Source organism: Pseudomonadota bacterium (genome assembly GCA_034660915.1).
Classification (GTDB): domain Bacteria; phylum Desulfobacterota; class Anaeroferrophillalia; order Anaeroferrophillales; family Anaeroferrophillaceae; genus DQWO01.
In genome coordinates this window covers 1-20,658 of sequence record JAYEKE010000023.1, presented here as the reverse complement: position 1 = coordinate 20,658, position 20,658 = coordinate 1, and the positions used below count along the sequence as shown (strand labels likewise).

The following is a 20,658-nucleotide window of genomic DNA, read 5'->3' as shown; positions in this document are numbered from 1 at the left end:
GACTCGGGTTCTCTGTGACTTTGTGCCTCTGTGAGAGTATTTTTATCTTTTCTGAAAACGTAGTCGAATGTTTACGTTTGTAATAGCAAAACATCCTGTAATCATTAAACCTAAAAGGTACAAGGTACAAGGTGAAAACCTTAAACCCTACACCTTAAACCTTTAAAGGCTAATCGCTCAATTTAGGAAAATATTGATGGCTGAGAAAAAACAATCAGGCAACCATGACTACAAAAAAAGCCCGTTTGTTTTTGAATATTACATCACAGTTAGTACCTTACTCCTGAAAGTCTGTCACTCTTTTCAGTACCCCCTTGAGGGGTAAAAAAACAAGAAATTGCCGGGAACATATTCAGGATGTTCGGGCTTGGCTCATAGCGGTATTGGCCGCCGAACGAATCACACGATGTGATTCGCGGCGGACGCCTCGGAAGCCGGCCATGGACGGCCGGTGAGAATGAGCGAGAGCCATGCCGGAACATCATGATACCTTAATTTTGGTTGCGGGCATAGCCCGCTTTAGTTGTTTTTAGAGCTAGTCGAATATTTCCCTTCGCGGTGGTACTTCATAAAGGAAGAAAATGTCAAATATTATTGAGAAGATCAGTAGCCAATTGCCGGGGATGAAAAACTCGGGCGAGGGGATAGCTGAAGCGCTGGCCCTCGCTCTTGGTTCACTCAGTCCCGGAGAATTCTTTGCCTTATTGCCTTTAACTGATCAACTGCGTCGGCATTTTTGCGGTCCAAAGATTGCCCTGTGTGCCATTGCCAATGCCAAATCCGGCAAATGTCCGGAAAATTGTGCCTATTGTGCCCAATCGTCCCATTACCAGACGGCGGTTAAAACCTTTCCCCTGGTTGAAGTTGATGAACTGCTGGCGTCTGCCGCCTTGGCGGAACAACAAGGGGTGGATAATTTTTCGGTAGTCACCAGTGGGACGAAAGTCGCTGATGTCGATGAAATTCAGCGGATCAGGGAAATGATTGCCGGCATTAAAAAACTGGGTATGGGCCCCTGTGCCTCTCTGGGTTTCCTGGATGCGGAGACCGCCAGTGCTTATCGTGACGATGGGCTGGCGCACTATCATCATAACCTGGAAACTGCCAGGAGTTTTTTCCCCGACATCTGTACGACCCATACCTACGATCGGGCGGTTGAAACCGTGAAAACCGCTAGGGATGCCGGGATGTATGTCTGCAGCGGCGGGATTATCGGCATGGGTGAAAGCTGGTCCCAGCGGGTGGAACTGGCCCTGACATTAAGGCAACTGCAGGTGGATTCCATCCCCTTGAATTTTCTCCATCCGGTTGCCGGAACCCCCTTGGGGGATCAGCCGGCACCGGGAGCTTTTTCCTGTCTGTTGACGGTTGCCATGTTCCGCCTGGTCTGCCCGAGCCGCGATATCCGCATTTGCGGCGGTCGGGAAAGAAATTTCCCCGATGCCCAGGCAATGTTATTCGCTGCCGGGGCTAATGGGATGATGGTAGGGAATTATCTGACTACCAGCGGCCGCCAGTGGGAAGATGATCAGCGGCTCCTGCGGGATTGGGGGGCTGGCCGTGATGGCTGATGCCAAGAGCGCTTTGCTGCAGATCAGGGAGGAGTTGGCATTTCTGGACTCCAGTGGTATGCGGCGAGAATTGAAAACGGTGACCGGCCCCCAGCGGAGTGAAACCACCCTGGCCGGTCATGCCGACCTGCCTGTCGGCAGACAGGTGACGATTCTCTGTTCCAATAATTATCTGGGCCTGGCTGATCATCCGCGACTGAGTGAAATGGTGGTTGAAATGACCCGGAAATATGGTTGTTCATCCGGGGCCTCCCGGTTGATTTCCGGGACCATGAGTCTGCACCGTCAACTGGAGGAAGAACTTGCCGTTTTTAAGGGAACGGAAGGGGCCCTGGTTTACAATTGCGGTTATATGGCCAATCTGGGTGTGCTTTCCACCGTGGTGGATGAGGGGGATGTGATTTTCAGTGATGCCCTGAACCATGCCAGCATTGTCGATGGCTGCCGCTTGAGCCGGGCCGAGGTGAAGATTTATCGGCATAGCGATGCCGGGCACCTGGAAGAATTATTATCGCGGCATGATGCGTCGTTCAGGCGTCGCCTGATTGTCACCGACAGTGTTTTCAGCATGGATGGTGATCTGGCACCGCTACCGGATATTGCCCGGTTGGCAAAAAAACATGATGCCCTGCTGTTGGTTGATGACGCCCATGCTACCGGGGTCCTGGGCCTGGGTGGACGTGGTTCCGCCTCACATTTTCAGCTGCCGCCCGATAGCATTGATCTGCTCATGGGTACCTTGGGAAAAGCTATGGGCAGTTGTGGCGCTTTTGTGGCCGGTCGTCGGGAATATCTGGATTATCTGATTAACAAGAGTCGCAGTTTCATCTATACCACCGCTCTGCCGCCGGCGGTTCTCGGAGCTTCCCTGGCGGCGGTGCAATTACTGCGGGAGGATCCCGGACTTGCGGCAGCATTGCAGGAAAAGGCAGGGTATTTCCGCCAGGCATTGCAAAAGATGGGCTTTGAGGTGTCCGACGATCCGACCCCGATTATTCCGGTTATTGTTGGCGATGCCACACAGACCATGCGGCTCAGTGAAAAATTCATGGAAGCGGGTATTTTTATCCAGGGCATTCGTCCACCTACCGTGGAACCGGGCAGCTCCCGTTTACGGATAACCATAACCCGTGATCTCAGCTGGACAAGAATGGATGAAATACTGGCGGTTTTTTCCCGCCTCCGGGGCTGCTTTCCGCTGGCTGCTATCAGTTGAGTCGGATATCGTCAGAGGTGAGGTTGCCGCAAGCAAAATTCTCCATCTTAGTAAGTATTTGACTTTGTTTATAAATTGGCAAATTCTTGGACCTAATATCAGTCAACTTTTTTTAATTCTCGCGCCAAGCCGCAAAGACCGCGAAGAGTTCAACGTGCCATATCGTCAGTCGTTTTTCTTGGCGTTCTTGGCGTCTTGAGTGAGCGCAGCGAACGGGCGCGAGACAAAAAACAAGTATTACTGCTTTTTTGGAAAGTAGCCGAATATTTACCTCATCTGACTGGTAAATCTTTGATATCTCCAAGCAAAAAGTCGAGAAAAAACTTGACAAAAGAAAATGATTATATTAAAAATCGTTCCTCTTTGGCGTTGCCGACTGGCAATAATGGCAGGGCGACGGTGGATTGTGTCTTAAGTGGAGAAGCTGAATGAAGACCTTTATGGCAAAAAATGAAGATATGGAACGTGCCTGGCATCTGATTGATGCTGATGGTAAGGTTCTTGGTCGCCTGGCGACGGAGATCGCGGATATCCTGCGGGGCAAAAATAAGCCGATTTATACCCCTCATGTGGATACCGGTGATTTTGTCGTGGTAGTTAATGCCCGAAACATCAAATTGACCGGCAACAAGTGGGCTGGCAAGATGTACCACCACCATACCGGTTATCCCGGAGGAATTAAGTCGATTTCGGCTGAAAAACTGCATGAGAAGAAGCCGGAAGAGCTGATTCGTCTGGCGGTTAAGGGCATGTTGCCTAAAAACCGTCTGGGACGGAAAGTATTTAAAAAACTTAAGGTATATGCGGGTAATGATCATCCCCACGCGTCCCAGCAGCCCGTCAGCAGAGCTTAGGGGTAGTGGCGGACAGTGTCTGGTCTTTGCAGGATGATTTATTTTAAGGAAATTTAGCATAGGTTAATGAAAATATGGGAACGAAACGATATTACGCAACTGGAAAGAGGAAGTCAGCCATTGCCCGTGTCTGGTTAAAAGAAGGTTCAGGGTTGATTTCGGTGAATAGAAAACCGATGGATGAATATTTTTCAGTGGAGATGGCCCGTAAATTGGTACATCAGCCAATGCAGTTGACGGAGATGGACAATAAGTTTGATGTTATGGTCACTGTCGCCGGTGGTGGGGTTACCGGCCAGGCCGGGGCGGTAAAACATGGCATCAGCAAGGCCTTATTGGAATATAATCCTGAGTTTCGCCCGGTTTTGAAAAAAGCCGGGTTTATCACCCGTGACTCCCGGATCAAGGAACGGAAAAAATACGGACAGCGTGGTGCCCGGGCTCGTTTCCAGTTTTCCAAGCGGTAATAGTTTGCCTGGGAATCACTGGCGTATCCGGTGCCTTCCAGCGTGTATTGCGGTTTTATCACAATGATGTTAAGGAGGTCCATAGGGGCCTCCTTTTTTTTAGGATGCCTTGGGTATTATTAGCATCAATATATTAGAGGGTGTGAAAATGATTCGTGTGGGAATTGTTGGTGGAAGTGGCTATACGGGAGTTGAACTGATCAGAATCCTCTCCCGTCATCCTGAAATTGCATTGACAGTGGTGACTTCCCGGCAATATGCCGACCAGAAGGTTGATGAGGTGTTTCCGTCATTAAGGGCCATATGTGAACTTTCCTTTTCCCCCTATGATCTGGCGGCAATGGTGGAGCAGGTTGATCTGGTGTTTACCGCCTTGCCCCATAAAACGGCGATTGAAGTGGTTGCCGACTTTCATGAAGCCGGGAAAAAGGTGATTGATCTCAGTGCTGATTACCGGTTTAGTGATGCCGCTCTTTATGAGTCATGGTACCAGGAACACAGTCGTAAAGATTTGTTGACAAAGGCGGTTTATGGGCTGCCCGAGCTGTATCGTGAGGATATTCGCCAAGCCATGATTGTCGGGAATCCCGGTTGCTATCCCACCGGGGCTATCCTGGCTTTGACTCCGCTTTTCCGTCAGGGGCTGGTGGAGGTGAAACAAGCAGTGATTATTGATGCCAAATCCGGGGCCAGTGGTGCCGGGCGGACAGCTTCTGCCGCGACCATCTATGGTGAAGTGAATGAGTCATTCAAAGCCTATAAAGTTGGGGCCCACCGTCACCAGCCGGAAATCAAGGAACAGGTCAGTCGGGCGGTTGCGAGTCCTTGCCGGATACTGTTTGTTCCTCACCTGGTGCCCATGAACCGGGGGATTCTGTCAACTATCTATGTGCCGCTGGCCAAAAAATGTCAAGCGGATGAACTTATTTCGCTCTATGAAAGCTGTTATGGCCATGAGCCTTTTGTCAGGTTGTTGCCGACGGGGATATTACCGACGGTGGCGGCCGTTCGGGGCTCGAATTTTTGTGACCTGGGTCTGGTACTCAAGCCGGAGGAAGGTCTGCTGATCGTGGTGACGGTCATCGATAATCTGGTCAAGGGTGCCGCCGGCCAGGCGGTACAGAACATGAATCTGATGCTGGGATTTTCCGAAGCAACTGCTTTGGAAATGGTACCGCTGGCTCCCTGAAAAAACCCTTCCTGGTAGTCTTGACTAAAGAAGACGATTCAGATACACTTGGAGTTAATAATATGTCTTGACGCTTTCGAAAAGGGGTAGTGTATGTCGCTTTCCGATGAACGTCTGATTGAAAAATTGTGCCGGCAGCATGAGGAATTTAAGCGGGTTTTCCAGGAACATCGGGAATATGAGCGGCAATTAGGTAGTTTTGCCGGCAAAACATTCCTGACGACCGACGAGGAGTTGGATGTTGCTCGCTTGAAAAAATTGAAACTTAAGGCTAAAGACCGGATGTTTCGGCTGATGACGAAATATCAGAGATCGGGGGACACGATCCCGATTTGATAAAGATAAATCGGGTCATGTCCCCAGACCTGTAAAATGGCATAACAGGAGGACATGGTGAAGAAAACCGGGGCGCAGATTGTCTTGCAGTCATTGCAGATAGAAGGGGTTAAAGCCGTTTTTGGCTATCCCGGCGGTGCGGTTATAAATCTCTACGATGAATTGCCCAATTATGAGTTGAAACATTATCTGGTTCGTCATGAACAGGCGGCGGTTCATGCCGCCGATGGCTATGCCCGGGCAACCGGTGAGGTTGGTGTTGCTCTGGTTACTTCCGGGCCGGGAGCCACCAATACGGTGACCGGTCTGGCCACCGCTTATATGGATTCTATCCCGGTGGTGGTCTTTACCGGCCAGGTACCGACCGCGCTCATTGGTAATGATGCCTTTCAAGAAGCGGATATCGTTGGCATTACCCGCCCATGCACCAAGCATAATTACCTGGTCAAGGATGTCAGGGAACTGCCGCGGATCATCAAAGAGGCTTTCCATATCGCCCGTTCGGGGAGACCTGGGCCGGTGCTTATCGATTTACCTAAAGACGTGCTGGTTGATACGACCATTTTTGAATATCCGGAAAGCGTATCTTTGCGGGGTTATAGTCCTACCTATGAAGGACATCCCGGTCAACTGCGGAAAGCTGTCCGGGCGCTGCTGAAAGCTAAACGGCCGGTTTTTTATGTCGGCGGAGGGGCGATTTTGTCCAATGCCGCCGGTGTTATTACCGAGCTGGCCGTCCGCCTGCAGATTCCGGTTACCACCACTCTGATGGGTCTGGGAGCTTTTCCGGAAACCCATGCTCTTTCCCTGGGGATGCTCGGTATGCACGGGACTTACCGGGCGAATATGGCTGTTACTGAATCTGATGTACTGGTCGCCATCGGTGCCCGTTTTGATGATCGGGTAACCGGACGGATTGATGAATTTGCCCCGGACGCCAAAATTATCCATATTGATATTGATCCCACATCCATCAGTAAAAATGTCAAGGTACACATTCCCATTGTTGGTGATGTTCATGATGTGATGAACAAGATGATGGTGGCGGTAAACGAGATGAGCGAGGAGGCCCATGAGTTTGCCGCCTCGCACGATGAATGGTTGGCCAGGATTGCTAAATGGAAAGAGATGCATAAACTGGATTATATCCAGGAGGAGGTAATCAAGCCCCAGTATGTGGTGGAAAAAATATGTGAACTGACCAGGGGGCAACAGCCGATTATCAGTACCGAAGTGGGGCAGAACCAGATGTGGGCGGCCCAGTTCTATGAATATACCAAGCCCCGGACCTGGTTGAGCTCCGGCGGTCTGGGGACGATGGGTTATGGATTTCCCGCGGCTCTGGGTGCCCAGGTGGCTTTTCCCGACCGTCTGGTTATCGACATCGCCGGTGATGGCAGTATTCAGATGAATATCCAGGAACTGGCGACGGCGGTTCAGTATCGGCTGCCGGTAAAAATAATTATTCTCAATAATGGCTATCTGGGGATGGTTCGTCAATGGCAGGAATTGTTCTTTCAGAAACATTATTCCGCCACCGAAATGTCAGCGGTTCCGGATTTTGTTAAGCTGGCGGAAGCGTACGGTGCTGTCGGATTGCGAGCCACTCGTCCTCAGGAGGTGGAGTCTACCCTGAAAAAGGCCTTTTCCATCAATAAACCGGTGCTGGTTGATTTTGTGGTGGCCGGGGAAGAAAATGTCTATCCCATGGTGCCGGCCGGACAGCCCATATCAAAAATGCTGCTGGTTTGATTCCCTGAAATATCCAGCCAGGCCGGTTTTTGACCGCTTGGCGGAATGAGTAGTGGAGAAAAGAGCCGATGAGACATATCATAGGAGTGCTGGTTGAAAATAAATTTGGGGTTTTATCCCGCATTTCCGGGTTGTTCAGTGGCCGGGGTTTTAATATTGAAAGTCTGACGGTTGCTGAAACCGATGACCCGGCAATTTCCCGGATGACCATTGTGACCCTGGGAGATGACCAGATTGTTGAGCAGATTACCAAACAGCTGAATAAATTGATTAATGTGATCAAGGTCATTGATTTCACGGATACAGACCATGTAACCCGGGGATTGATGCTGGTCAAGGTTTCTGTTGAAGGCAGCAAGCGACTGGAGGTTTTAAAACTTATCGAGGTCTTTCGGGCCCGGGTTATTGATATGGCGGCCAAATCGGCAATTATTGAAATTACCGGCAACGAGATGAAATTGAAGGCTTTTCTTGATGTTCTGGCTCCGTACGGCATCAAGGAGATAAACAGTACAGGCATTGTGGCGATGAATCGTGAAGTGAAAGCCAGGAACAGATATAAAACCTAAGTTAAGCAATTAGCAGTTAGCTATCAGCGTTTAGCTTTAAGAATCAAAGTATTACGTTCATAAGCAATAAATCTAAATAGGTGGTAGCTCGTAAGAGGAAACATGCTGTAATCATTGAACTAACAGCTAACGGCTAAAAGCTAACTGCTCAATTCAGGTAAAATAAAAGTGGTATAAATGAAACAGGAGTAGCGGTGATGAAAGTGTTCTACGATAAAGACGCGGATTTGACGATCCTCAAAGAAAAGAAAATAGCGATTATCGGCTATGGCAGCCAGGGGCATGCTCATGCCCATAATCTTGCTGAAAGTGGTTTTGATGTTATTGTCGGCCTGCGTCGTGATGGCAGTTCCTGGGCTAAGGCGGAAAACAGTGGCTTGACCCTGATGGAAACCGCGGCCGCAGCCAAAGCAGCGGATGTGATTATGATTCTCGTCCCCGATGAACTGCAGGCGAATATCTATAAGCAGGATATTGCGCCACATCTGGAGGAAGGTAATTACCTCGCCTTCGCGCACGGCTTTAATATCCATTATGGCCAGATAGTTCCAGAGCCGGGTGTTAATGTGTTTATGGCTGCCCCCAAAGGTCCCGGGCACCTGGTTCGCCATGAATATACTCAAGGTATGGGGGTGCCGACCCTGATTGCTATCCACCAAGATGACAGCGGTGATACCCGGGAAGTGGCTCTGGCCTATGCCGCCGGGATCGGTGGCGGTCGGGCCGGAATTATTGAAACCACTTTCAAGGAAGAGACCGAGACCGATTTATTTGGTGAACAGGCGGTTTTGTGTGGCGGGGTTACCGAGCTGATGCGGGCGGGATTTGAAACCCTGGTCAATGCCGGTTACGCGCCGGAAATGGCATATTTTGAATGTGTCCATGAGCTGAAACTCATTGTTGATCTGATTTATGAAGGCGGGATTGCCAATATGCGCTACTCCATCAGTAATACCGCCCAGTTTGGTGACCTGACCCGAGGTCCCCGGGTTATCAATGAAGATAGTCGCGAGGAAATGGCGGAAATCCTGGCAGAGATCCAGGATGGCTCCTTTGCCCGGGAGTGGATTCTGGAAAACCAGGCTAACCGGCCGGTATTCAATGCCTTGACCAAAGCCGGCGAAGAACACCAGATTGAAACCACCGGTAAAAAATTACGCCAGATGATGAGCTGGTTGAGCCAGGAAAAGTTGGTGGATAGAAAGAAAAACTAATGCGGGATTGAGGCTCACAACCAAGATTTTTTTACCATGAAGACATGAAGAACATGAAGTGTTGTATTGTAAGAATCTTCATGAACTTCATGGCTTCATGGTGAAATCATTCATATTATCAAAAAAGATAAAAACTCACGGTAGCACAAAGATGCAATCTTTTTTCTTCGTGTTCTTTGTGTCCTCCAGTGAGCGTAGCGAACGGGTGGTTAAAAAAATTTCTTGTTTTTTTTACCCCTCAAGGGGGTACTTAAAAGAGTGACAGGTTTTCAGGAGTAAGGTACTAATATCGGACTGTCTTGAAAAATTAGGCTGTACGTTAATGAGGGATAAAGCAACGGCTGAAAGTTTCTAATAGCTGAAAGTTGAATGTAGGAAAGAGATAAAAAAATGGATTTACACGAATTACCGCTGTTTAAAAATATTAACCGGGAGGGTTACCGGTTTATCGGTATTTTTCTGGGGATATCATTGCTGCTGCAATTGTTTGGTCTGTCCCTGTTGGCCAAATTGTTTTTCTTTCTGGTCCTGTTCAGTGGCTATTTTTTTCGAGATCCGGAACGTTATGCGCCGTTATTGGAAAATTCGGTGGCCTCACCGGCCGATGGTAAAGTAATTTTGGTTGACCAACTTGAGGAATCTGAAGTATATGGTAAAAAACCCTGTATAAAGATCAGTATTTTCATGTCGCTGTTTAATGTTCATGTGAACCGGATTCCTGTCAGCGGCAAAGTTGTGGAAATGCGCTATCATCCGGGGAAATTCTTTTCTGCCAATCTTGACAAGGCTTCGGCTGAGAATGAGCGGCAGGAAATCGTTATTGAAACTTCGTGGAAAAGCCGGGTTGCTTTTGTGCAGATAGCCGGGCTGATAGCCCGGCGGATTGTCTGCCAGCTGGAAACCGATGACCGGGTAATCAAAGGTGAGCGTTTCGGTTTGATCCGCTTTGGTTCCCGGCTTGATGTTTATTTTCCCGTTGAGACCATTGTCAATGTACATCCCGGGCAGTATGTGAAGGCCGGGGAGACGGTTCTGGGATACCTGCATTATGATTGAAGGGTATCCTTAAGTGGTTAACTAAATTGAGCGATTAGCTTTTAGCCGTTAGCTATTAGCTTAATGATTAAAGGCATTTCGCTATATACATATAGTTACCCGTTGGGTGTTGTGTATTATTAACGTAAAACCTTAATTTTGCTCAGCTAAATGCTAAGAGCTAACTGCTAATTGCTTGACTTAAGTTAAAGGTAGCCCAAAAAGTGTCGATAGTCGAAAAAGATGATCATAGCGAGAACCCGGGAGATTTACACGTGATACGTGGTGTCTACATTTTGCCGAATCTGTTTACCATGGGAAACCTGTTTTGCGGGTTTTTTGCCATTATCTCAGTCTTGGAGGGTCATTTCCAGCTGGCGGCTACGGCGATTATCATTGCCAATGTCTTTGATATTCTTGATGGTAAGACCGCCAGGTTGATGCATGCCACCAGTCGTTTCGGGATGGAATTTGATTCCCTGGCCGACCTGGTATCCTTTGGTGTGGCTCCCGCGTTACTGACCTTTACCTGGGGATTGTCTGAATATGGCCGTTTCGGCTGGCTGGCGGCATTTTTGTTCCTGGCCTGCGGGGCATTGCGCCTGGCCCGTTATAATGTCCAGGTTGATGCGGTAGAGAAAGGTTTTTTTAATGGTTTGCCGATCCCGGCAGCAGCCAGCATGGTTGCCGCCGTGGTGATGATTTTTTATCATCTGGGCGGTAGTGGTACGGCCAGGAACGTGATGGTCCTTTTGCTGACCTATGCTCTTGGTTTCCTGATGGTCAGCAATGTGAAATATCGTAGTTTCAAAGAATCGCTGAATAAAGGCCGGGCCCCGTTTATGGCGTTGGTGCTGGCGGCTGTTTTTATCATTGTCCTGGCTTCAGAACCCCAGATTACTATTTTTGTTCTGCTAAGTCTGTATGTGGTTTCCGGGCCGGTGGAAAAGCTGTTGCTGCTCCTGGGTCTAGTGAAGCCGGTTCCCCGGGGAGAAGAAAGGGAAGAAATCTTCTGATTATTTAGTGATGGATTTTAAACTTTTTATTCAACCCCCTGGGAGATAATGCCGGGGGGTTTTTAGTTTGGATAATGAAACATGGGTTAGTGCTCATCCGGAAACGTTCATTTCCTGATGAATGCATTCAGCGATCAGCAGTCAGCATTCAGTAAAATATCGGAAAAACAAGAGGTTAAGCTGATAGCTGAAGGCTAATAGCTAACAGCCCATCCGGGAAGATTAGTTTCCGGATGGAAACTAGTTAATCGGAAAGGAGAAGAATTATGAGTCGGGTAAAAATTTTTGATACCACCTTGCGTGATGGTGAACAGTCGCCGGGAGCCAGTATGAATATTGAGGAAAAACTGCTGGTGGCCCGGCAGCTGGAGCGCCTGGGAGTGGATATCATTGAGGCCGGGTTTCCCATTGCTTCGGACGGGGATTTCCAGGCGGTGAAGTTGATCAGCCAGGAAATCAGGGGTTGTGAGGTGGCCGGCCTGGCCAGGGCTAACCGCGGGGACATTGATCGTGCCTGGGAGGCCCTGCAATATGCCGCCAATCCCCGGATTCATACTTTTATTGCCACTTCACCCATTCACATGAAGTTCAAACTGCAGAAAAATGCCGAGGAAGTACTTGCCGACGCGGTGGAAGCAGTCACCTACGCCCGGACCTTGACGGATAATATTGAGTTTTCCGCCGAGGACGCCACCCGCAGCGAGATTGATTTTCTCTGTCGTATTTTTACCGCCGTGATTGAAGCCGGGGCAACCACCATCAATATTCCTGATACCGTGGGTTATACTATTCCCGCAGAATACGGGGCGATGATCCGGACAATCAGGTCCCGGGTGCCTAATATTGATCAGACGGTGATCTCGGTTCATTGCCATAATGATCTGGGATTGGGAACGGCAAATTCCCTGGCCGCGGTGGAAAATGGTGCCCGCCAGGTCGAATGTACGATTAACGGCATCGGCGAGCGGGCCGGAAACACCTCACTGGAGGAGTTAGTGATGGCTTTTCGTACCCGTCATGATCATCTTACTTTTGAAACCAATATTGTTACCACCCAGATTTATCCCGCCAGCCGGCTGGTCAGCCAGGTGACTGGTATCCGGGTGCAGCCAAACAAGGCGATCGTCGGGGCCAATGCCTTTGCCCACGAGGCGGGAATTCACCAGGACGGAGTATTGAAAGAAAAATCCACCTATGAGATCATGACCCCGGAATCCATCGGTTTGCCCCAGAACCAGCTGGTAATGGGAAAACATTCCGGTCGTCATGCTTTTCGTGAAAAAATTGTCGGCCTGGGCTATGAACTCAGCGATGAACAGATTGAAATAGCCTTCCAAGCCTTCAAAGCATTATCCGATAAGAAAAAAACCGTCTATGATGAGGATATAGATGCCCTGATTGCCGATGAGATTATCCGTATCCCGCACTACTTTAAACTGTTGTACATTAACGTGAACAGTGGCAGCGTTTCAGTACCCAACGCTACCATTCAGCTGGAAATTAATAATGAAACCCTGCAGGGTGCCGAGTTCGGCGACGGCCCGGTGGATGCTACCTTTAAGGCCATTAAACGGCTGACCAAAACAGCCAGTAAGCTCTTGACTTACGAGGTTAAATCCATTACAGGGGGGACGGACGCCCTTGGGGAAGTAACGGTCAGGATTCAGGAAGAAGGCCTGACGGTGATGGGCCAGGGTGCTCATACGGATATCATCGTGGCCACTGCCAGAGCCTACATCAATGCCTTGAATAAGTTGGAATACAAAAAACATAACCGGCCCCGGGTAACCGTATAAGGAGTGCTTATCGGGAAACGCTCATTTCCTGATTAACTCTTTCAGTAGTCGGCAGTCAGCGTTTAGTAAAAATATTGAAAAAACAAGTGGTTAAGCTAAAAGCTGAGTAAATATTCGACTTTGTCTATAGATTGACAAATTTTTATTATTTCTCACAGAGACACGGAGTCACAGAGGGCAAATGACTCGGGTTCTCTGTGACTTTGTGCCTCTGTGAGAGTATTTTTATCTTTTCTGAAAACGTAGTCGAATGTTTACAAAGCTGAAAGCTGACAGCTCATCCGGAAACATTAGTTTTCGGATGGGAATTAAGGAGCTCTTATTATGGCAATGACCATTAGCGAAAAGATTCTTGCTTCCCATGCCGGTTATGATCAGGTGCAGCCGGGACAGTTGATTGAGGCCCGGGTTGATGTAGCCCTGGCCAATGATGTGACCGCTCCCATAGCCATTGCCGAGTTTGAACAGCTGGGTATCGAAAAGGTTTTCGACCGGGAACGGGTTATCCTGGTTCCGGATCATTTTACTCCCAATAAAGATATCAACTCCGCCCAGCAGGCAAAAATTGTCCGGGATTTCAGCCGCCGGCAGCAATTGACCAATTACTTTGAACAGGGACGGGTGGGGATTGAACATGTGCTGCTGCCGGAGCAGGGGTTGGTACTCCCGGGGGATCTGATCATCGGGGCTGATTCCCATACCTGTACTTACGGGGCTTTGGGGGCCTTTGCCACCGGGGTGGGCAGCACGGATCTGGCGGCGGCCATGGCCACCGGCAAGGCCTGGTTTAAAGTCCCGGAAAGTATCAAACTGGTTTATTATGGAACTCCCGGTCCCTGGGTGGAAGGAAAAGATCTGATTCTTTATACTATCGGCAAGCTGGGGGTTGACGGGGCCCTTTATCAGAGTATGGAAATGGAGGGTGAAGCGATTGAAAAACTGCCCATGTACGGTCGTTTCTCCATGGCCAATATGGCCATCGAAGCCGGGGCCAAAAATGGGATTATAACCCCCGATGATATCACCCTGGATTATGTCCGGGAGCGTTCAAAACGCGATTACCAGCTTTTCTTCAGCGATCCCGGGGCTGAGTATGTCGATGAAATGGATATTGATGTCTCCCGGATTAAGCCTCAAGTTGCCTTTCCTTCCCTGCCGGAAAACAGTCGTGAAGTGGATGAGGCGGTGGAACATGGGATTGTTCTTGACCAGGTGGTGATCGGTTCCTGCACCAACGGGCGGATTGAGGATCTGCGGCTGGCGGCTAAAGTGCTTAAGGGGAAGAAAGTGGCGCCTTATCTGCGTTTAATTGTGATTCCCGGGACCCAGGCTATTTACCTGCAGGCGGTCAGGGAAGGCCTGGTGGAAGTATTTGTCGAGGCCGGTGCTGTTTTCAGCACGCCCACCTGCGGTCCCTGCCTCGGCGGTCACATGGGTATCCTGGCTGCTGGAGAGAAGGCCCTGGCGACCACCAACCGTAATTTTGTCGGCCGCATGGGACATCCTGAGAGTGAAGTGTATCTGAGTAACCCGGCGGTGGCCGCGGCCTCAGCCGTTCTCGGGCGGATAGCCAGTCCGGAAGAGGTGGTATCATGATTTATCAGGGAAAAGCCTGGAAATTTGGTGATGATGTGGATACGGATGCCATTATTCCGGCCCGTTACCTTAATACTTCGGATCCTGAAGAGTTGGCTAAACACTGTATGGAAGACGCAGACCCGGAATTTATGGATAAAATACAGGCCGGTGATATCATCGTTGCTGATAAGAATTTTGGCTGTGGTTCTTCCCGGGAGCATGCACCCATTGCCGTCAAAGCCGCCGGTATTTCATGCGTCGTTGCCGGAACGTTTGCCCGCATTTTTTATCGCAACGCTTTTAATACGGGCCTGCCGATTCTGGAATCCGGGGAAGCGGCAGCGGAAATCAAGTCAGGGGATGAACTGCGGATTGATACCTCAACTGGAAAGATTGAAAACCTGACGACCGGAAAAATCTATCAGGCGAAGCCCATTCCGCCGTTTATGCAGGAATTGATTGATGACGGGGGGTTGATGGCCCATATCCGCAAAAAATCTTAGGAGGCTGTTCTGAACCAGGATTGGGGACAGACCTTTAGTTCTGTCCCCTTCGAAGAGGGCGAAGCAAAGGTGCAAACCGGTATGGTAAGTGGGAGAAGAAGAGGGCGAAGCAAAGGTGCAAACCGGTATGGCAAGTGGGAGAAGAGGAAAGTGTGAAGGGAAAAGAAATGAAAAAATATGATATTGCCGTTATCTCCGGTGACGGGACCGGACCGGAAGTGGTGGCGGAAGCCAGGAAAGTGCTGGATGCCGTGGGTCAACTGGAAGGTTTCAGTTGTGATTATCAGACCTATGATTTTGGTGGTGAACGCTACCTGAAAACCGGCGAGATTCTGCCTGAAAGTGCCATTGAAGAATTGCGGGGTTTTAAAAGCATCCTCCTGGGAGCCATCGGCCATCCGGAGGTGAAACCGGGGATACTGGAACAGGGTATTTTGTTGAAATTGCGCTTCGCCCTGGATCAATATATCAACCTGCGGCCGGTTAAATTATATGCCGGGGTGGAAACCCCTTTGCGTGACAAAGGGCCGGATGATATCGATTTTGTCGTAGTGCGGGAAAATTCCGAGGGGCTTTACACCGGTTCCGGCGGTTTTCTTAAAAAAGGGACGGCGGATGAAGTAGCGATCCAGGAATCCATCAATACCCGTAAAGGGGTGGAACGCTGCCTGCGCTATGCCTTTGATTTGTGCCGGCAGCGGGGGCGGGAAAAGAAACTTACCCTTTGCGGTAAAACCAATGTTTTGACCTATGCCTTTGATCTCTGGCAACGGGCCTTCAATGAGGTGGCTGAAGAGTATCCCGATATTGCCACCGACTACGGCCACGTGGACGCAGTCTGCATGTGGATGGTGAAAAACCCCGAATGGTTTGACATGATAGTTACTGATAATATGTTTGGAGATATTATTACGGATCTGGGAGCGATGATCCAGGGAGGTATGGGGATTGCCGCCGGGGGAAATATCAATCCTCAAGGGGCATCAATGTTTGAACCCATCGGTGGTTCCGCTCCTAAATATACCGGTCAGAATGTTATCAACCCGCTGGCGGCGATCATGGCCGGGCAGATGATGCTCCAGTATATGGGTGAGCAGGCGGCTGCCGACCGGGTCGAAAAGTCAGTGGTGACGGTTTTGCGTGATAAGTTGGAAAGTGTCGCCGCCGGGAAAATGGGTTATGGTACCAGTGAAGTGGGTGATCTGGTGGCAGGAAATTTATAATTATCTCTTGTAAGGTGGAAGGTTGAAATGAAAAAAGAAGCGTATAATGTGGCGGTGGCAGGAGCCACCGGTGCCGTGGGTGAAGAAATGTTGAAAGTGCTGGCGGAAAGGGACTTTCCCATTGCCAGGTTGAAACCTCTGGCGTCTTCCAGGTCGGCGGGTTCAAAGGTGGGATTCCGCGGTGATGAATACCCGGTGGAGGAATTAACTGACGATTCATTCGCTGATATTGATATTGCCCTTTTTTCCGCCGGCGGTTCGGTCAGCACTCGTTTTGCTCCCTCGGCGGCCAGCAGCGGGGCGGTAGTGATTGATAATACCAACGCTTTTCGTATGGATGCCGATATCCCCCTGGTAGTGCCGGAAGTCAACCCCCATGCCATTGCTGATTATCGTAACCGGGGAATTATTGCCAACCCCAACTGTTCAACCATCCAGATGGTGGTGGCCCTGAAACCCATCTATGATGCGGCCGGAATCAAAAGAGTGGTGGTTTCCACCTACCAGGCGGTATCCGGTAGCGGGAAAAAGGCGATACGAGAGTTGGAACAGCAGGTCCTGGCTGTTTTTCAGCAGCAGGAATTGCCGGTGGAGGTTTATCCACACCAGATTGCCTTTAATTGCCTGCCTCACATCGATGTTTTCCTGGATAATGATTATACCCGGGAAGAGATGAAGATGGTTAATGAAACCAGAAAGATTATGGAAAATGATCAAATTATGGTGACGGCTACCACCGTGCGGGTGCCGGTTTTTTTCAGTCATTCTGAATCGATTAATGTGGAAACCGAAAGATTTATTTCCGCGGATGAGGTGAAAGAAATTCTGGAACGGGCTCCCGGGGTCATGGTGGTGGATAATCCAGCCGAAAACGACTATCCACTGGCCATTGATGCCGCCGGTCAGGATGATACTTTAGTGGGGCGCATCCGTCAGGATGAATCCATCGCCAATGGTATCAATATGTGGGTGGTTGCCGATAATATCCGCAAAGGGGCGGCCCTCAACGCGGTGCAGATTGCCGAGATCCTGATTCGGGAGTATCTGTAAATGAAATAAAATAACTCTCACAGAGGCACAAAGACACAGAGATGAATGAAAATGAAATAGGAACGATAATCGTGGATTGTGCTGTACATTTGCATCAAGCACTGGGTCCAGGGCTTTTGGAAACTGTCTATGAGGTCGTTCTTAACGACAGATTGTAAAAAAGAGGGTTGCGAGTAGAAAGGCAGGTGGGGATTCCCATTGAATTTGAAGGTAATTTATTTAATGAAGGCTTTCGAGCTGATCTCATTGTAGAAGAAAAGGTTATTATTGAGTTGAAGTCGGTTGAAAAAGTAAGTTCGGTGCACAAAAAACAATTGCTAACTTATCTGAAATTGACCGGATTGAAACTGGGATATCTTTTAAATTTCGGCGACGTCCTGATGAAAAATGGTATAACCAGAACTATTAATGGAAAATTACAAAAATTCTCTGTGCCTTTGTGTCTCCGTGAGAAGAAATCGATAATCACGTAACCCAGGCAGTAAATAAACATCTGTTTTTTCCGGATATTACCCGAATATTTACCTCATGTCTAACGTAACCCATTGATTTGTCAAGGATAAATGCTGAATCATCATTGCTGATCTCTTACCCTTACCCTGATTGTTCCGTCGGCGTTTGAACCGTTTCGGGAACGATCAGGGTTTTTGTTTTGGGAACAGTTGGATCTATGGAAAAAGTCGGAACCCCTTTCAGAGAGCGGCTGCTGAACCTGATTTTTTTCTGGTGCCGGCTGCGATTGGTGCAATGGCTGACTAACCGCTGTTGCGTCAATAAAGTCAGGTTGCAAAAAACAGTGGTGGTCAAAAAGGTGGTCGAAGCGGTAAACGGTTACTACCGGGAACATAAGCTGGAAGCGGCCATGGATGCCCGCCAGGCCCGCATCTACCAGAAAATTTATTTTCGCCAGAAAGCGAAAAGCATCCGGCAAAAATTAACCGCGCCGGAAGCTGAGGCGCCGGCGATCAAAGATCCCGCAAAACTGCAAACCCTGCTCTTTTTTTACCGGCGTCGGGCACTGGAGCTGAATAAACAAAAGCAGCCGGCCGCCATCATTGATTATCTGTCCCGCTATTATATCGAGGATATGGCCGCTGATTTCGATCCGGCTTTCCTGATTACGTTCCGCAGCATCGCCCGCCACATTTTTCCCCACTTTGTAAAAAGTATCAGGTTGTCAGAAGAGGAACCGGGAGTCTTCGCCCAGGTAAGGGATCTCATGGGTAAAGCTCCGGTTTTTATCCTCCCCAACCATATTTCTAATGCTGACCATATCCCCATCTGTATTGCCATCAATGGTTTCAGCGGCCTTCATCCGGTTATTGCCGCCGGGGCCAATCTTTTTCGCGGCGTATCAAACTGGATTATGCCCCGGGTGAATGCCTATAAAATCAGGCGGGAACACCTCGGTCGGGATTCCCGGTGGTTCCAGAATCTCAAATGGTTTCATAACCCGGTGTATCGCCAGGTTCACAGTGAATATTTGCATTATCTCTGGGACCACAATGAACCCTTTATGTTTTATATTGAAGGAACTCGCTCCCGGGACGGCCGGATAGGCAAACCGAAAAAAGGGATCATGGAGAACATGGCCGATTATGTCAAGAATACCGGGCGCCAGGTTTACCTGGTTCCGGTTTCCCTGTCTTATACCATTGTTCCCGAGGATGTGGATATTGAAGCGAGCCGGACGGGGAAAAACATTTCAGAAAAAGATATTTTTACCCAGCTGGCCATTTTGGACAAACAATATGCTAAATTGCCGGATTCGGCCATTCATGTTCATTTTTCGACGCCGATTTCCTATGGAGCGGAATCGAAAAATCTCGATGATACCGTGACCAGGTTGATGGAATCGATCAGTAGGGGAGTAGTGCGGCCGTATACGTCACTGCTGGCTGAGGCGATTATGAATATGGATGTAGATGGCCGGGATGAAAAGTCTTTCACCATCCAGGAGATCAGCGATTATTTCCTCGAGCATTTTGAATCGTTGCCGGAAGTAGCTGATGCCGATGTCGCCCATGATATCATGATGGCCATTGAAGCTTTCTGCCGCAAAGGATTTATCCGGCAAGACAGAATGTCAGGGGATTTTCAGCTGGAGAATATGCCGCTTATCCGCCAATATGCCCGACGTATTGCCCATTTGAGCTGAATATATGGCCGGAAATGGACAGCTGGCAGGGAATTATCGGCTGTTTTTAAGCGCTTGACTGAATACAGCGAATTCCTTCTCCCCGCCAGGCCGGCTTAAAACAGCCGTTGCAGGAGGTGCAGCTGGATGGACTGAGATCGCCGTCCTGCCAGCGATTGATTAGTTCAGGTTCCCTGATCAGCGGCCGACAGAGGGCTATCAGGGGGATGCCCAGACTTATGATTTTATCGATGGTCCGGGGTGAACGGATGCCGCCGACAGTGATTACCGGAATGTTAACTGTCCGCTGGATGGCAACCGCATCATCTAAAAAATATGCTTCTTTTTCCGGTTGATCAATTTTCATGATTACCGGTTGTTTTGGTGAACTTGCCTTGCTTCCTCCACTGATTTCAATGGCATCCAGGCCCATTTCCTCCAGACGTTGACAGATTTCCACGGTTTCATCGAGCATTAAACCGTTTTCCAGGTAATCCTGGCCGTTGATTTTTATGGTCAGGGGAAAATCCCGGCCCACTACCTCCCTTGTCCGCAGAAAACATTCCCGCAAAAAACGAAAGCGATTGTCTAATGAACCGCCAAAATCATCTTGCCGTTTATTGATGGCCGGTGAAAGAAACTGGCTGATCAGATAGCCGTGGGCGGCATGCAGTTGGACGCCGTCACATCCCGCCTCTTTGGCCCTTCCAGCCGCGGTGGCAAAATCATTGATCAACTTTTTTATTTCTTTCCGGGTTAATTCTTGTGGTCGTTGGTCAAAGAGCTGGTGGTCGATGGCGCTGGGCGCTTTGGCCGGCAGCCTGGAAATTTTGGGATTCGCCTGGCCGCCGCAATGGACCAATTGAATGAACAATCGGGAACCTGATTGGTGTACTATCTCGGCCAGTTCCGCCAGGGGTTCCATCACCCGGTCTTGATCCAGTCCTGCTTGCCCGTGATGCTGGCGTCCTTCGGGGCTGATAAAGGTATAGCCTGAAGTCAGCAGGGCGGCCCCACCAGCGGCAAGAGTTTTATAGATTTTTATTTGTTCGGGAGTAACTTCTCCCTTGATCCCGGCCATCCCATCCCAGGTTGCCGAACGGATGAAACGATTTTTAAGCTCCAGGTTGCCGATGAAAGTCGGGGTGAAGG

The 20,658-nt window shown here is 49.3% G+C and carries 19 protein-coding genes and 1 pseudogene; 19 read left to right on the top strand and 1 reads right to left on the bottom strand.

Going from position 1 to position 20,658, the window contains the following annotated elements:
* The first annotated feature begins 581 nt into the window (after positions 1–581).
* The 19 genes and pseudogenes from bioB (at position 582) to U9P07_01165 (ending at position 19,527) form a co-directional block, all read left to right on the top strand.
* Positions 582–1,571 (top strand): biotin synthase BioB, encoded by a 990-nt coding sequence (bioB, locus tag U9P07_01255; protein ID MEA2108033.1) that lies wholly within the window; start codon positions 582–584, stop codon positions 1,569–1,571.
* Complete coding sequence (gene bioF, locus U9P07_01250; GenBank protein ID MEA2108032.1) at positions 1,564–2,787, top strand: 8-amino-7-oxononanoate synthase; 1,224 nt, start codon at positions 1,564–1,566, stop codon at positions 2,785–2,787. The genes bioB and bioF overlap by 8 nt, the downstream gene beginning before the upstream one ends.
* Positions 2,788–2,982: 195 nt before the next feature.
* Positions 2,983–3,219 carry a hypothetical protein gene (locus U9P07_01245; GenBank protein MEA2108031.1) on the top strand — a complete coding sequence of 79 codons (237 nt, stop codon included), beginning with the start codon at positions 2,983–2,985 and terminating at the stop codon, positions 3,217–3,219.
* On the top strand, positions 3,216–3,641 hold the full coding sequence (rplM, locus tag U9P07_01240; protein MEA2108030.1) for a 50S ribosomal protein L13: 426 nt from the start codon (positions 3,216–3,218) through the stop codon (positions 3,639–3,641). Before U9P07_01245 ends, rplM begins: the two co-directional genes overlap by 4 nt.
* A gap of 74 nt (positions 3,642–3,715) precedes the next feature.
* Entirely contained in the window at positions 3,716–4,108 is a 393-nt protein-coding gene (gene rpsI / locus U9P07_01235) for a 30S ribosomal protein S9 (protein MEA2108029.1), read from the top strand.
* 148 nt (positions 4,109–4,256) lie between these two features.
* Entirely contained in the window at positions 4,257–5,297 is a 1,041-nt protein-coding gene (argC, locus tag U9P07_01230) for an N-acetyl-gamma-glutamyl-phosphate reductase (protein ID MEA2108028.1), read from the top strand.
* A gap of 93 nt (positions 5,298–5,390) precedes the next feature.
* Positions 5,391–5,633 carry a hypothetical protein gene (locus U9P07_01225; protein ID MEA2108027.1) on the top strand — a complete coding sequence of 81 codons (243 nt, stop codon included), beginning with the start codon at positions 5,391–5,393 and terminating at the stop codon, positions 5,631–5,633.
* 57 nt (positions 5,634–5,690) lie between these two features.
* Positions 5,691–7,385 carry a biosynthetic-type acetolactate synthase large subunit gene (gene ilvB, locus U9P07_01220; protein MEA2108026.1) on the top strand — a complete coding sequence of 565 codons (1,695 nt, stop codon included), beginning with the start codon at positions 5,691–5,693 and terminating at the stop codon, positions 7,383–7,385.
* A gap of 68 nt (positions 7,386–7,453) precedes the next feature.
* On the top strand, positions 7,454–7,954 hold the full coding sequence (gene ilvN, locus U9P07_01215; protein ID MEA2108025.1) for an acetolactate synthase small subunit: 501 nt from the start codon (positions 7,454–7,456) through the stop codon (positions 7,952–7,954).
* A gap of 197 nt (positions 7,955–8,151) precedes the next feature.
* Positions 8,152–9,168 carry a ketol-acid reductoisomerase gene (gene ilvC, locus U9P07_01210; GenBank protein ID MEA2108024.1) on the top strand — a complete coding sequence of 339 codons (1,017 nt, stop codon included), beginning with the start codon at positions 8,152–8,154 and terminating at the stop codon, positions 9,166–9,168.
* A 390-nt stretch (positions 9,169–9,558) separates the two neighbouring features.
* Positions 9,559–10,224: a phosphatidylserine decarboxylase family protein gene (locus U9P07_01205; protein MEA2108023.1), complete on the top strand. Its 666-nt coding sequence runs from the start codon at positions 9,559–9,561 to the stop codon at positions 10,222–10,224.
* Positions 10,225–10,427: 203 nt separating this feature from the next.
* Positions 10,428–11,219, top strand: a complete 792-nt coding sequence (pssA, locus tag U9P07_01200) for a CDP-diacylglycerol--serine O-phosphatidyltransferase (GenBank protein ID MEA2108022.1) — start codon at positions 10,428–10,430, stop codon at positions 11,217–11,219.
* 266 nt (positions 11,220–11,485) lie between these two features.
* Positions 11,486–13,015, top strand: a complete 1,530-nt coding sequence (locus U9P07_01195) for a 2-isopropylmalate synthase (protein ID MEA2108021.1) — start codon at positions 11,486–11,488, stop codon at positions 13,013–13,015.
* A gap of 324 nt (positions 13,016–13,339) precedes the next feature.
* The gene (gene leuC / locus U9P07_01190; protein MEA2108020.1) at positions 13,340–14,611 is read left to right on the top strand and encodes a 3-isopropylmalate dehydratase large subunit; all 1,272 of its coding nucleotides are present in this window, start codon (positions 13,340–13,342) and stop codon (positions 14,609–14,611) included.
* Positions 14,608–15,096: a 3-isopropylmalate dehydratase small subunit gene (locus tag U9P07_01185; GenBank protein MEA2108019.1), complete on the top strand. Its 489-nt coding sequence runs from the start codon at positions 14,608–14,610 to the stop codon at positions 15,094–15,096. The genes leuC and U9P07_01185 overlap by 4 nt, the downstream gene beginning before the upstream one ends.
* Before the next feature lie 167 nt (positions 15,097–15,263).
* Positions 15,264–16,319: a 3-isopropylmalate dehydrogenase gene (locus U9P07_01180; protein MEA2108018.1), complete on the top strand. Its 1,056-nt coding sequence runs from the start codon at positions 15,264–15,266 to the stop codon at positions 16,317–16,319.
* Positions 16,320–16,346: 27 nt separating this feature from the next.
* Complete coding sequence (locus U9P07_01175; GenBank protein MEA2108017.1) at positions 16,347–17,369, top strand: aspartate-semialdehyde dehydrogenase; 1,023 nt, start codon at positions 16,347–16,349, stop codon at positions 17,367–17,369.
* 41 nt (positions 17,370–17,410) lie between these two features.
* Positions 17,411–17,842: pseudogene (locus U9P07_01170) on the top strand (GxxExxY protein).
* A gap of 197 nt (positions 17,843–18,039) precedes the next feature.
* Entirely contained in the window at positions 18,040–19,527 is a 1,488-nt protein-coding gene (locus U9P07_01165) for a 1-acyl-sn-glycerol-3-phosphate acyltransferase (GenBank protein MEA2108016.1), read from the top strand.
* 46 nt (positions 19,528–19,573) lie between these two features.
* On the opposite strand, the gene U9P07_01160 is transcribed toward U9P07_01165, so the two are convergent.
* Positions 19,574–20,658 (bottom strand): NADH:flavin oxidoreductase (locus U9P07_01160; protein ID MEA2108015.1); only part of this gene is annotated, 1,085 nt, incomplete at its 5' end.